Raw genomic sequence first — 12,860 nt, forward strand, 5'->3', positions numbered from 1 at the left:
CTAACAACAAGCAAACTAGCAACCATTTCACTCTCAAACCCTAAAACTCTCATGCTCTCAAACCCCGAAGCCGCACCGCGTCTACCCTCCTGTAGAAAAGCTCTCGAAAGTGGTCATCGCTCCGTCTACAAAAATGCTGGTTCCTGTGATATAATCAGCCAGGTCACTTGCTAAAAAGGCAGCTAAGTTTCCAATATCCTGTGGCTGCCCGATTCTGTTGTAAGGAATAAGATTCAAGAGTGAGTTCAAAGCCTGAGGAGTACTCCAAGCATCTTTATTGATCGGTGTTTGGATAGCACCGGGACAGATAGAATTGACACGGATCTTATCTGCTCCATATTCCTGTGCAAGGGTTTGCATCAGCATTCTTATGGCTCCTTTACTCGCCGCGTAATTGGCATGGCCTGCCCAAGGAATAATTTCATGTACCGAACTTATATGAATGATTTTTCCGCAGGCAATGGAACGGGACGGATCTATACCACGACGCAGAAATTCTTTTATGGCTTCGCGTGCGCAGAGAAACTGTCCGGTAAGATTCACTCCTATCACTGCATTCCACTGGTCGAGGGTCATTTCAGTAAATTTCGAGTCTTTTTGAATTCCGGCATTATTGATCAGAATGTCTACCGTTCCGAATTGTGATACGGTATCCTGAAACATTTTGATGACCTGATCTTCTTTGGAGACATCACATTGGTAAGTGATTCCGTTTCCGCCTGCATCTGTAATTTCTTTTAAGACAGCCTGTGCCTCATCTGTTGATCTTTCTGAAGAATGATTGACAATAACCGTCGCGCCCGCAGAAGCCAGAGATTTTGCAATTCCTGAACCTATTCCGCTGGAGGCTCCTGTAACGACAGCTACCTGATTACGAAGTGATATTTCCATATTTTATAATTTGATGTTACTCAAAGTTATGGAAACAATTCAGCAGGATGGAATTTTTGAATTTAAAATTTTCTTAAAATTTTTTATACATTAGGTACTGGGGACCGCTTCTTCCCATTCTGGTTTTACCGTCGTACAGATAACCTGCTTTTAGGTAGATATGATATGCTGAAACATTTTTCTGATTAACCGCAAGAACAATTTCATCACAATCCGGAAAATTTTCTTTGACAAATCCATCCACTTTCTGCATGGCTTCTTTCCCGATTCCTTTTCCCTGTAAGCCAGGATTTATAGACAAAGATCTTAGTAAAACAGATTTTTCGTTGTCTGTAAGATCCAGCTTATCTTCCCCGAAATCCAGGACAAAAAAACCTGCAGGTTTTTCATTTTCAAAAATGGTAACGGCGAATGCTTTACCATCATTCCTCTCTTTTATCCTATCCAAAGCTTTTTTTACCGTTGAAGTATACTGCTCCTGATTTTCATCCAGAGCATAATCAAGTTCCGTGAAATCGGATTCTTTAAAAAACTCTAATCTGACCATATTCTTAATGATGATAAATATCCTGATACATTACACCGGCTCTGATCTCAACCGGAAGCTTATTTTCCTCAGGAACGATCGGACAGTTGTAATCGTAGGCATTGTACGCACAGTAAGGCTGATAGGATTGATTGAAATCCAGGATAATGGTATTTCCCTTTGGAATCTTCAGATCCATATATTTTCCGCCACCGTAGGTTTCTTTTTCGTTGGTAGCGTCCCGGAAAGGTAGAAATAAATAGTCTTTATATTTTTTCTGCTTAATCAGATCAAGGCTTTGATACAAGGTCAGTGTATAGGACTTTCCGTCCAGCTGAAATGTTGCTTTTCCATATTCCTTATAAGATTTCGTTTTACCGGAAGAAGTTGGAAGCTCAAAAGGTCTGGCATTTTTTGTTTTACTAAATTTAGCGGTGACCATATATTTTAAATCTACCGGAAAGAACGGATGCCCTTTAAAATTGGTAAAGTTATCTCCACGCAAAGGCGTTTCCTTTGGGTTAAGGTATTCTGCATTGAGATCTTCCTGAAACTTCCTGATTTCCATGATCTCTTTTGAGACCATTTTTTGAGAAAAGATAAAAAGCGGAAACAGCAGGAACAGTAAAATATATTTTTTCATGATTTTTTCAAAAACTATGAGTAAAACTATGAATTTTCCATGGCATGAAAAGTTAAAATTATAATAAAAACATACAATCTGTTTTAAATAATCCGTCCTCCAATTTCTTTAGCATATTTTTTGCCCCCTACAGAGCACATGGACAGAAAGAAATTCATTAAGACAGGCATTCTCGCGGTATCAGGTTTTTATTTCCTTAATTCTAATCTGTTTCAGGCCGTAGAGCCCAGAACAGGAAAACTGGAAAAGGAAACTATAAACGCCCCCATACTTATTATTGGCAGCGGGTACGGAGGTGCTGTTTCTGCCCTTCGGCTCTGTGAAGCCGGAAAAAAGGTCATTATGCTGGAAATGGGCCTCAACTGGGAAAAATCAGGGATTCCTTTTTCAAATATGCTGAAACCGGGGAAAAGTGCTGCATGGCTGAAAAAAAAGACCATCGCCCCATTCATGAATATTTTTTCTCTGACTCCTTTTACGGGAATCCTGGACAGGATGGATTTTGAAAATATCAATATCTGGGTTGGCAGAGGCGTTGGTGGCGGCTCTCTTGTCAATGGCGGAATGGCAGTAACTCCGAAGGAAATTTATTTTAAAGAAGTATTTCCTGATCTGGATGCTGAAAAGTTCTATAATCACTATTTTCCTTTGGTACACAAAGAACTGAAGGTAAATGTTATCGGTGAGCAGTTTTTAAAGGATTGTCCTTATTATAAATTTACGAGAGTGGGTGAAGCAGAAGCCCATAAAGCAGGCTTTAAAACCGTGCGGGTTCCGAATGTCTATGACTTTCAGTATATGGAAAAAGAGTACAGAAATGAAGTTCCCCGTTCTGCTTTTAACACGGAAGTAATCTACGGAAATAATCACGGAAAGAACAGTCTGGATAAAACGTATCTTAAAAAAGCCCTGGAAACCGGAAATCTTGAGATCCTGGACCTTCACTGTGTTGAAAATATTAAGCTTAATGATGATAAAACCTATACTTTAGAAGTTCTGCAAACCGATACTTCAGGAACTGTAATTTCTGATAAAGTATTCAATTGCAGAAAGTTGATTCTGGCTGCCGGAACAATGGGAACTTTAAAACTGCTGCTACATTCTAACGCAGTCCATGGTTTTCCTATTCACGAACAGGTTGGAAAAAACTGGGGAAATAACGGTAATTTCATGACCGGAAGAAACTGGGTAAAACCACTTTCGGGTGGAACAGGTTCCAAACAATCGACCATTCCTGTGGGTGGTATAGATAACTGGGATGATAAGGAACATCCTTTTTTTACAGAAATCGCTCCGCTTCCGATGGGAATGGATGTGGCAACGGCATTGTATCTGCTGATCAACCGGGTGGATAAAAAGGGAGAGGTTTCTTATGACAGCACAAAGAAAAACCTCAGTTTGGACTGGAACCAGAATCATACAGCTAAAATGAGGGAGAATGCTGATTATTTCATAAAAAAGATGAACAGAGCCAATGGCGGAACGAGAAGCCATTTCTTATTTAATAACGGTTTCGGTGCAGATGTGTGCTACCATCCATTGGGCGGCTGTGTTTTGGGTAAAGCGACTAATGAATATGGAAAATTAAAAGATCATGACAATCTTTATGTTCTGGATGGATCTTTGATTCCGGGAACTATTGGTGTCAATCCGTTTGTGACAATCACCGCCATTGCAGAATACTGTATGGAAAACCTGATTACGCAGAATGAATTTGCCTGACATCAGGGCATGGATTTCACCTCAGCAAGGTACTTCCTGATATCATGTTCATGTTTTTGAGGGTATTCAAAATCAAGCTTCTGTGCCAAAGCCATTCCCAGCTCATGTACAAGATCAGCAGCAGCGTATAGGGCATGCCAGTTATCATTAATATTGCTGCCTGAAAATGTAGCTTCTACCCGTTCCCAGAGTTCCGCAGAAAGATATTTTCTGAAAAGGCGGCCGTGTTTATTGGTCGTTATATTTTTCCAGTCGTGAAAGCTGGCAATATACCACTCGATGAGAGGAACCAGATAATCTATCCTGATCACATCTTCGGACATGAATTTGGCATAAAACAGATCTCCGCGTTTAAGACATTTTGCCACATAGGTTGTATCCCACCAGAAATCATTCATTAATTGCTGAAATCTTTGTTCTGTAGGCTTCTGGATCATAACAGATTGATAGGTTGGAGACTTCAGGTTTTTAGTAAGGTTGTCTTTATCAACCAGAACTTTATAGCCTACATCCCAATCTTCCGGCAGCTGCTCTTTCTGTACCTCTTTTAAAAACTCTGATCTCTGATAAAGTTTAAAATCAACCTTCACATGATCGGCGTACAATACCATTTTCATGGCATATTTTCCGTCAAAATAAGTCTCATCTTCTTCTACCATGGAAATTGGCTCACCAAAAAGATAAATCCATTTTTTATCAGCCTCGTATTCCTTCATGTTTTCAAAAACCAGCTCTACATCAAGATCACTTAAATCATCTATAGGTGCATAAGGGTTGACCAGTGAACTGGTCAGCAGTACAACATGGATATCAGGATTGTTTTCTGCCCAAATAATGATCTCTTCCAGTTTTTCTTGGCGTGCTGTCATGTTTTCTGTTAATACGATTCTGATATTTTCACACGGTAAACGTCCAGAGAATTTCTTTTAATAGACTCCACAAAAAAGCCTCCTTCTTCCGGAATAACTTCTTTGAGGTCGAAACTTTTACAGTCTCTCGGCAAACCGGAAAACACTAAAGTAAACCAGAAATCCCGCATAAACGGAACAGCTGTCCAGTTAGGATAGATCGTAATATTCTCAGCATGGATCAGCTTACTTTTATGGTCAGATTGGTTATCAAGAAGATAAGTGGAGTTCCAGATCCTGATCAGATTACCCAAAAACGGTGATGCAGGAAAACAGCAGTGTACAATAACCTGCTTCTCCTCTTCTATTTTGGTTTGAAGAGATTCCAGGAGTTCTTTGGCAATAACGGGCTTTACAATTACTTCTTCCACCTTTATAACAATGTCAATTGTCAATGATGAATAGTCAATTTTTAGAATTCACAATTGACTATTCACCATTGACTTTTTTAATATTCTAATTCCAGTTTTTCTTTGGTATAATTCCTTACTTTCTCTGTAAGCTCAGGATTTTGGGCTAATTTTTGTCCATACGAAGGAACCATTTCCAATAACTTCTCTTTCCATTCTCCGTTTAATTTTTCAGGGAAACATTTCTCGAGAACATTCAGCATGGCATATACTGCTGTGGAGGCTCCCGGAGAAGCTCCAAGCAATGAAGCGATGGTTCCGCTTTTATTTACAACGACTTCGGTTCCGAATTCCAGCTTTCCGCCTTCTTTTTCGTCTTTTTTAATGATCTGTACTCTCTGCCCGGCTACTTTCAGTTCCCAATCTTCTTCTTTGGCATCTTTGATGAATTCTCTCAGGTGCTGCATTCTCTGGGATTTCGTCATCGCCACCTGCTGAATAAGATATTTAGTCAGAGGAAGATTATGCCACCAGGCACCAAATAGTGATCTTAAATTTTTTGTATTAACACTTTCAGGCAAATCCAGATAACTTCCTTCTTTCAGGAATTTTGTAGAAAATCCGGCAAAAGGCCCGAAAAGAAGTGCTTTTTTACCATCAATAATTCTAAGGTCTAAGTGAGGAACAGACATTGGCGGAGCATCTACTGTCGCCTGGGTGTATACTTTTGCATGATGCTTCTCTACCAATTCCTGATTATGACTCACGAGCCATTGGCCGGAAACAGGGAAACCTCCATATCCTTCGCTTTCTTTGATATCCGAGCTGCCCAGCAGCGGAAGCGCATACCCTCCGGCACCAATGAATACAAAATCAGCAACTACTTCCTGTTTATGATTGTGGATTCTGTCTTTCACCTTCATTTCCCACTTCCCGTCTTCTCTTGGATCAACGTCTTTTACTTCGTGGTACAGGAATACCTCAACATTAGAATCTTCCAGCAAATGCCTTCCCATTTTTCTGGTTAATGTTCCGAAGTTAACGTCTGTACCCATATCCATTTTGGTCGCTGCCATTACTTCAGACTGATTTCTTTTGCTCATTACCAAAGGAATCCACTTTTTAAGCTGTTCATGATCTGTAGAATATTCCATCCCAGAAAACAATACAGATCCCGCCATTTTTTCATGACGTTTTCTAAGATATTCAGCATCTTTTTCACCAAATACCAGGCTCATGTGGGGGCAGGAATTGATAAATTCTTTAGGATCTTTAACGTATCCCTGGGTAACAAGGTAAGACCAAAACTGTTTTGACATTTCAAACTGCTCTGCGATACTTTCTGCCTTAGAGATATCAATACTTCCATCCGGCTTTTCAGGAGTATAATTTAGTTCACAAAATGCGGAATGCCCTGTTCCTGCGTTGTTCCACGCTGCTGTACTTTCTTTTGCAAACCTTCCGAGCCTTTCAAATATGGCGATCTCAAGATTTGGATCAAATTCATGAAGCAGCGTTGCTAAAGTGGCGCTCATAATTCCGCCGCCTATCAGTACAACGTCATATTTTGGTTTCGGTGTTCTGCTTGTAAGCGAGTGTGGCATAATTCTAAATTTTACTCAAATTTCGGGAAAAGTTTTATAAATAAGGATGGGTTTAACGATTTTAACACGTTAATTTTTTGTGCTTAAACAGTTTTCTAACAGGCAAAAAAATTCTATGGAAACTGTCAATATTGCACTATCGAAATAAGTAATCGGATTATCTCTTTATTATTTATTATAACTTTTATATTTTAGCTTATAATTTGCAAATATCAATTCATGAACGCTTTTTGAGATATTTGTTTTAATATTTAATACCATGTTTGAAAAGAAAGTGTACGTTCAACGACGTTCTGTGTTAAAATCGAAATTAAATTCCGGGATATTGCTCTTTTTAGGTAATGAGGACAGCCCGATGAACTTTAAAGATAATATATATCACTTCAGACAGGACAGTACCTTTCTGTATTATTTTGGAATTAATGAACCTTCACTGGCAGCCATTATCGACCTGGATGAAGATGAAACCATTCTTTTCGGAAATGAAATGAGTATTGATGATATTGTGTGGATGGGCAGGCAAAAAACGTTAGCAGAAAAAAGTGCAGATTCCGGCTTATCAAATATTCTTCCGCTGGATCAGCTCGGCATTTACCTCAAAAAATACCAAGGGGAAAACCGTACCGTTCATTTTTTACCTCCTTACCGTCCGGAAAATAAAATTAAACTCGCAAATTGGTTTGATATTCCTATTGATCAGTTAAAAGAACGTTCGTCACTAAGTTTCATAAAAGCTATTGTTGCACAGCGTTCAATAAAATCGGCTGAAGAAATTACAGAGCTGGATCGTGCAGCATCGATATCAGCTGACATTCATCTAATGGTAATGCAACAGGCAAAACCAGGAATGTATGAGCGTGAACTTGCCGCAAAAATACAAAGCGAAGCATTGGCTTCAGGAGGTAATCTGGCTTATCCTGTCATCCTAACGGTTCAGGGTGAAATCCTGCATAATCACTATTATGGCAATCAACTTAGGGAGGGTCAATTAGTCTTAAACGATTCCGGAGTGGAAACCGCTTTAGGATATGCCGGAGATCTTACCCGTACTTTCCCTGTAGGCAAAACATTCAGTGCAGAGCAAAAGGATGTTTATGATATCGTACTCAGTGCCTATCATCATGCAAAAGGTCTTTTGGCACCTGGTGTCAGGTATCTGGATGTTCATTTGGCTTCGTGCAAAATACTGGCACAGGGCTTAAAAGACATCGGCCTGATGAAGGGTAATATAGAAGATGCTGTACAGGCTGGTGCCCACGCTATGTTTTTTCAGTGCGGTACAGGTCATATGATGGGTCTGGATGTTCATGATATGGAAGATCTAGGTGAGCAATACGTAGGATATACTGATGACCTTGTTAAAAACACTACTCAGTTTGGCCTTAAATCTTTAAGGTTGGGTAAAGCACTGGAAGCAGGTTATGTGTTAACCGTTGAACCGGGTATTTACATTATCCCGGAACTTATCGACCGTTGGAAAGCCTCTAAGCAATTTGCTGAATACATCAATTATGATAAACTGGAAACATTCAGAAACTTTAGCGGCATCAGGGTGGAAGACGATTTTCTGATTACGGAAAGCGGAAGCAGAATGTTGGGTAAACATTTGGCTTTAACTACTGAAGAAATCGAATCGATCAGACGCGAGGCTTATTAAAAAACAGAATATTTTTGAACCATTAAGATAAGCTTCGCTTTAAGTGACGCTGAATTAAAAATCTATTTGATTTTTCTTAATGAGCCTTAATCCCTTTAGTATTCTTAATGTTTCAAATGTATGGTGTTTGGTTACCCATTTATAGTTATTAAGTTCAGTCTCATTTCCGGCAGCTTGATTTCTAATTTTTATTTCAAAGTCTGATCACAAAAACAAAAACCTTCATTCACTTAAAGCCTGAATGAAGGTTTTTTTTATTTTTAAATTGGTGGTTAAACCGGATTTAATTCAGTTTTGCCGTTAATTTTTTAAACTGTTTTTCTGCATTTTTACCTTCATAAAGGATGGCGTAAACCGTATCAATGATTGGCAGTTTCAGATGTTTCTGCTTAGCTGTTTTATAGATGGAATCTGCTGCATAATACCCTTCTGCCACCATGTTCATAGACTGGATTGCTGATTTCACAGTATATCCTTTTCCGATAAGGTTTCCTAAACTCCGGTTTCTTGAGAACAAAGAGTATGCTGTTACCAGCAGGTCACCCAGATAAGCGCTTTCGTTAACATCTCTTGGGGCTTCATATACGGCTTCCAGGAAGATTTCCATTTCACGGATCGCATTGGAAACGAAAACAGCAGTGAAGTTATCTCCATAACCCAGTCCGCTTGCTATACCCGCACCGATCGCAAAAATATTTTTAAGGATGGCACTATATTCATTTCCTAAGATATCTTTACTTGAATGTACTTTGATAAAATCTGAACTGAAAATTCCTTCCAGCTTGTCAGCCGTTTCATCCTCCACGGCAGCAACGGTAAGGTAAGAAAGTCTTTCCATAGCAACTTCTTCTGCGTGGCATGGTCCTGCAATAACAGCCTGGTTTCTGAAACCTATTTTAAATTCATCTCTTAAATAGTGGGCTACCACATCATTTACTTTAGGAATAATTCCTTTAATGGCGGAAACAAAGATCTTATCACCATATTCACAGGTCATTTTATCCATTGTGTCCGACAGGTAAATGGAAGGTGTTGCCAATACGATCACGTCGCAGGCACTCACCAGCTCGTTGATATCTGTTGTAAGTTTCAGACTTTTAAGATTAAAATTAACTGCTGTAAGATAGGAAGGGTTGTGTCCGCGGAGTTCAATAGCTCCTTTTACAAATTCACTTCTTACGCACCAGTGTACTGTTTTACAGTTTTCAACAAGCATTTTTACGATAGCGGTTGCAAAACTTCCGCTTCCTACTACTCCTACAGAAATGTCTTTCTTATTCTTTTTTGGATGAGAAGATTCTGAAATTATTTTCTTTTTAGCCATAATTGGAATGTGAACTGCAAATATATTAAAACATAGACGGAACGCAGACTTTGAGGCTATGATAAAAACCACTTTCTGAAAAAATTAACACTTGAACACAATTAAATATCTAATCAGACGTTAAATACAGAAAAAACTAAGTTTTATTTAAAAATATGCCTCAAATAGTATTTTTAATTAAATTTGCACGCTTAAAACCGTTTTGTAATATACTAAGAGAAGAAAAATGAAGAAATTTCTAAACAGCAAGAAGAACGTAAACATTCTCCTCGGAGGACTTTTGCTAGTAGTTTTTGCCCAGGCCATCTTTATCGCCAGGTTATTTTCTGAAAAGGATGACAAGATGTATGAAGTGAACCTTGTCAAAATAAACACTGAAAAAGACAGTGTAGATTATTTAAAAATGAAAACAGATCTCACTTTGGTAGATCAGACTGTAGCTGAACTTAATTCATTCCTGAGGTCCAAAGACATCGCCAACGAAAAAGTGATGATCCTGAGTAAAGACAGTATCTCGAATTCTGTATATCTGGCAAAGCAGGCCAACCGCTACAGCCAATATCTGATGAATCTTCAAAAAAAGCTGATGGAAGTTCCCCTGGGAATGCCTACCGATGGATATATCTCCTCTAATTTCGGCATCAGAAAAAATCCAATTCCTTTTAAAACCGTATTTGCTTCTGTAAAACCTAGTGCCGCAGAATCCAAACCTATGGCTGCTGCCGCACCAAAACCGGAAGTAAAAGCTGAACCTGTTGAGAAAATCATTGAATTAACAGACAGCTACGGAAATAAAAGGGAAGTAAAAGTGATGGTTACCCCAAAAGCTGCTCCGGTTGCGACCACACCACCTCCAGCTGCTGCATCAACAAAAGCTGTTGCCGGCAATACCTCAACGAAAGCCCCAATGGAAAAGAACAATCCACCTGCTGAAGCCGATCAGATGCAGTTTCACAAAGGACTGGACATTGCGGTTGCTTACGGCTCGGATGTGAGAGCTGCTGCTGCAGGAACAGTCATTTTCTCCGGCCAGAAAGGCGGTTATGGCAACTGTGTTATTGTTTCTCACGGAAATGGGCTGGCTACACTTTACGGTCACTTATCCCAGCTGGTTTCAAAAGTAAACGATAAGGTAAAGGTAGGACAGATTATTGCCAAATCCGGGAATTCCGGGCGTTCTACGGGACCCCATCTTCATTATGAAGTACATAAAAACAATACTCCGGTGAATCCGAAACTGTTTATGAACTTATAAAAAAATGGCTGTCTGTTCTGACGGCCATTTTTTGATATTATTCAAGGACTAAAATCTGTGGGAGATTGATTCACACAAAAAACTGCCATCATGTGACGGCAGTTTTTTATTTATTATTTCAGAATTTTAAGGGTTCCTTTCAGGTGAGTGAACGATCCGTTAGGTTCTGCAATATTGGTGTAGATTATATTCTTATTATAATCCTGAACATGGGTAACATTAGAACCTAATTTAGGTTCGTGCCAGTATACCATAAATACATTCTTTGCTACTTCTACAGCAGTGTACTGTACGGTATCTGTATTGCCTTTCCCAATTCCTGAAACTCCTGTAAAGGACATTTCTTTGTTATCTTTAAAATCCAGAATGAATTTAAGTGTTCCGAAATCAACTTCCACTTTGTTTCCTATCGCCGGATAAGGAGACTTCAGATCCCAATTCATTTCGCCAAAGAAAACTTTTGCTCCCATTCCCAGCTCATCTTTTCCCTGAAGATCAGGATATTTTTTAACCATAAAATCTACAACAGCAGAAGACGTTTTGTTTTCAGTGACTGCTTTTTTATAGGTTTCCAGATAGTTTTTAACGAAATCCAGAGATTGTGGAGACAAAGACTGTTTTGCAAAATGAGAAGGAACTACCTGTTCAGGTTTTAATGCTTTCATCGCATCAATTTGTCCGATCCACTGATCAATGGCTTTGATATTCTGGGTGTCTGCCATCCAGATATGGGAATCTACGGAAACAGAAATACCACCAGCCACTGTTTTTAAAGATGGGATCCACACAAAACTGTGAGCCGGATCTTCGGCAATCTGTTTTATTTCGATCTTATTTCCTTCCAGGTCCGGAATTGCATTGGCAGCTTCCGGAATAATAATTTCTGAGGGAGCATCTTCTTTTAGCTGTGGTTTCCATACGGCCATTTTTTCATCTTTGGATGCGGATATAAGGTAGGCAGTCTGTGCTGTTGAAATGATCTTTGCATTGGGAAATGCTTTTTTAATGACATCTAAACCAAAATAAAAATCGGGATCACTGTGGGAAATAAAAACTGTTTTCAGATTTTTTCCTGTTGCCTTGATTTCTTTCACCAATTGTTCTGCATACTGCTTCTGAAACTGGGCATCAATAAGCACAGCGTCTTTGTCTCCATAAATAATGGTGGATGTAATAGGAAAAATAGCCTTGGGGCCGGGATTATAAACTTTAATCTTTAAATTCCCTGCAAACACGATGGTTACAAATCCCAGCAGTGCCAGCAGTGATAATAATTTCTTTTTTAACATTGTATATTTTTTAATGAATTAATAAGCTGCTGTGAAACGCTCGCGGATATGGTTATTTTGTTCCAGTTCGTCTACCAAAACTGCAGCTACATCTTCTACAGAAAGACGGCTTCTTCCGTTTTCATCAAAAACAGGAGTTTCTAAAGAGGTTCTGTACTTTCCTGTTCTCTCTCCTACATTCGCCTGATTCATTTCAATGGCAGGGCTAAAAAAAGTCCAATCCAGTGTACTGTTTTCTTTGATTTTGTTTAAATAATCTCTTGCTGCTGTTGCTCCCGGTTTGTAAGCTTCAGGGAAATCCGGAGTATCTACGATCTGTACGTTGTCCGGAGTGTAAAGGCTCCCCGCTCCCCCAACTACAATAAGTCTTTTTACACCTGACTGCTCTACTGCTTTTTCAATATTAATGGAACCGTTCAGGAAATCGTTATAAAGATTTGGATTGGTCCAACCCGCATTGAATGCACTGATCACGGCATCACTTCCTTTTAAAGCTTCTGCAAGTTCTTCTGTATTGTTTACGTCAACACTTTTTGCGGTTACATTTTCCTTTGATTCTACTTTAGAGGCATCTCTTACCAAAGCTTCTACAGCATATCCTCTTTCTGCTAATTCATTAACTACTTTTTTTCCTACAAAACCGGTCGCACCGATTACTGATACTTTTTTCATAATATTTTATTTTAAAAAT

At 39.1% G+C, this 12,860-nt stretch carries 12 protein-coding genes; 3 read left to right on the forward strand and 9 right to left on the reverse strand.

The window, feature by feature from the left end; genetic code table 11:
* Positions 1-81 precede the first annotated feature (81 nt).
* From ACTJIV_RS19085 to ACTJIV_RS19095, 3 genes are all read right to left on the reverse strand, one after another.
* A complete protein-coding gene (locus tag ACTJIV_RS19085) occupies positions 82-891 on the reverse strand; it encodes a glucose 1-dehydrogenase (protein WP_440629151.1) in 810 nt (269 codons plus the stop codon).
* A 73-nt stretch (positions 892-964) separates the two neighbouring features.
* A complete protein-coding gene (locus ACTJIV_RS19090; RefSeq protein ID WP_440629152.1) occupies positions 965-1,438 on the reverse strand; it encodes a GNAT family N-acetyltransferase in 474 nt (157 codons plus the stop codon).
* Positions 1,439-1,442: 4 nt separating this feature from the next.
* Positions 1,443-2,060, reverse strand: a complete 618-nt coding sequence (locus ACTJIV_RS19095; protein WP_111959135.1) for a DUF1684 domain-containing protein — start codon at positions 2,058-2,060, stop codon at positions 1,443-1,445.
* Between the two features lie 138 nt (positions 2,061-2,198).
* Between ACTJIV_RS19095 and ACTJIV_RS19100 the strand changes: the two genes are divergently transcribed.
* Positions 2,199-3,782: a GMC oxidoreductase gene (locus ACTJIV_RS19100; protein ID WP_440629153.1), complete on the forward strand. Its 1,584-nt coding sequence runs from the start codon at positions 2,199-2,201 to the stop codon at positions 3,780-3,782.
* Positions 3,783-3,784: 2 nt separating this feature from the next.
* On the opposite strand, the gene ACTJIV_RS19105 is transcribed toward ACTJIV_RS19100, so the two are convergent.
* From ACTJIV_RS19105 to mqo, 3 genes are read right to left on the reverse strand one after another with little or no spacing between them, the layout of a single operon-like run.
* Positions 3,785-4,651 carry an AadS family aminoglycoside 6-adenylyltransferase gene (locus tag ACTJIV_RS19105; protein WP_440629154.1) on the reverse strand — a complete coding sequence of 289 codons (867 nt, stop codon included), beginning with the start codon at positions 4,649-4,651 and terminating at the stop codon, positions 3,785-3,787.
* 8 nt (positions 4,652-4,659) lie between these two features.
* Positions 4,660-5,085: a hypothetical protein gene (locus tag ACTJIV_RS19110; protein ID WP_223558398.1), complete on the reverse strand. Its 426-nt coding sequence runs from the start codon at positions 5,083-5,085 to the stop codon at positions 4,660-4,662.
* Between the two features lie 53 nt (positions 5,086-5,138).
* Entirely contained in the window at positions 5,139-6,644 is a 1,506-nt protein-coding gene (mqo, locus tag ACTJIV_RS19115; protein WP_111959126.1) for a malate dehydrogenase (quinone), read from the reverse strand.
* 259 nt (positions 6,645-6,903) lie between these two features.
* On the opposite strand from mqo, the gene ACTJIV_RS19120 reads away from it, so the two are divergent.
* The gene (locus tag ACTJIV_RS19120) at positions 6,904-8,301 is read left to right on the forward strand and encodes an aminopeptidase P family protein (protein ID WP_440629155.1); all 1,398 of its coding nucleotides are present in this window, start codon (positions 6,904-6,906) and stop codon (positions 8,299-8,301) included.
* Between the two features lie 283 nt (positions 8,302-8,584).
* On the opposite strand, the gene ACTJIV_RS19125 is transcribed toward ACTJIV_RS19120, so the two are convergent.
* Entirely contained in the window at positions 8,585-9,625 is a 1,041-nt protein-coding gene (locus ACTJIV_RS19125; RefSeq protein ID WP_111959122.1) for an NAD(P)H-dependent glycerol-3-phosphate dehydrogenase, read from the reverse strand.
* 226 nt (positions 9,626-9,851) lie between these two features.
* Between ACTJIV_RS19125 and ACTJIV_RS19130 the strand changes: the two genes are divergently transcribed.
* On the forward strand, positions 9,852-10,880 hold the full coding sequence (locus tag ACTJIV_RS19130) for a M23 family metallopeptidase (protein ID WP_111959120.1): 1,029 nt from the start codon (positions 9,852-9,854) through the stop codon (positions 10,878-10,880).
* 113 nt (positions 10,881-10,993) lie between these two features.
* On the opposite strand, the gene ACTJIV_RS19135 is transcribed toward ACTJIV_RS19130, so the two are convergent.
* On the reverse strand, positions 10,994-12,169 hold the full coding sequence (locus ACTJIV_RS19135; protein WP_440629156.1) for a MoaF-related domain-containing protein: 1,176 nt from the start codon (positions 12,167-12,169) through the stop codon (positions 10,994-10,996).
* A gap of 18 nt (positions 12,170-12,187) precedes the next feature.
* Positions 12,188-12,841, reverse strand: coding sequence for an NAD(P)-dependent oxidoreductase (locus tag ACTJIV_RS19140; RefSeq protein WP_223558393.1), 654 nt, complete (start codon positions 12,839-12,841; stop codon positions 12,188-12,190).
* Positions 12,842-12,860: the final 19 nt, after the last annotated feature.

Source organism: Chryseobacterium sp. 22532 (assembly GCF_052044665.1).
In the GTDB taxonomy this organism is placed as follows: Bacteria; Bacteroidota; Bacteroidia; order Flavobacteriales; family Weeksellaceae; genus Chryseobacterium; species Chryseobacterium lathyri.

Coding starts and splice junctions, on each gene's coding strand:
- ACTJIV_RS19100 (WP_440629153.1), top strand. CDS start 2,199: ATGGACAGAAAGAAATTCATTAAGACAGGCATTCTCGCGGTATCAGGT.
- ACTJIV_RS19105 (WP_440629154.1), bottom strand. CDS start 4,651: ATGACAGCACGCCAAGAAAAACTGGAAGAGATCATTATTTGGGCAGAA.
- ACTJIV_RS19135 (WP_440629156.1), bottom strand. CDS start 12,169: ATGTTAAAAAAGAAATTATTATCACTGCTGGCACTGCTGGGATTTGTA.
- ACTJIV_RS19090 (WP_440629152.1), bottom strand. CDS start 1,438: ATGGTCAGATTAGAGTTTTTTAAAGAATCCGATTTCACGGAACTTGAT.
- mqo (WP_111959126.1), bottom strand. CDS start 6,644: ATGCCACACTCGCTTACAAGCAGAACACCGAAACCAAAATATGACGTT.
- ACTJIV_RS19120 (WP_440629155.1), top strand. CDS start 6,904: ATGTTTGAAAAGAAAGTGTACGTTCAACGACGTTCTGTGTTAAAATCG.
- ACTJIV_RS19125 (WP_111959122.1), bottom strand. CDS start 9,625: ATGGCTAAAAAGAAAATAATTTCAGAATCTTCTCATCCAAAAAAGAAT.
- ACTJIV_RS19140 (WP_223558393.1), bottom strand. CDS start 12,841: ATGAAAAAAGTATCAGTAATCGGTGCGACCGGTTTTGTAGGAAAAAAA.
- ACTJIV_RS19095 (WP_111959135.1), bottom strand. CDS start 2,060: ATGAAAAAATATATTTTACTGTTCCTGCTGTTTCCGCTTTTTATCTTT.
- ACTJIV_RS19085 (WP_440629151.1), bottom strand. CDS start 891: ATGGAAATATCACTTCGTAATCAGGTAGCTGTCGTTACAGGAGCCTCC.
- ACTJIV_RS19130 (WP_111959120.1), top strand. CDS start 9,852: ATGAAGAAATTTCTAAACAGCAAGAAGAACGTAAACATTCTCCTCGGA.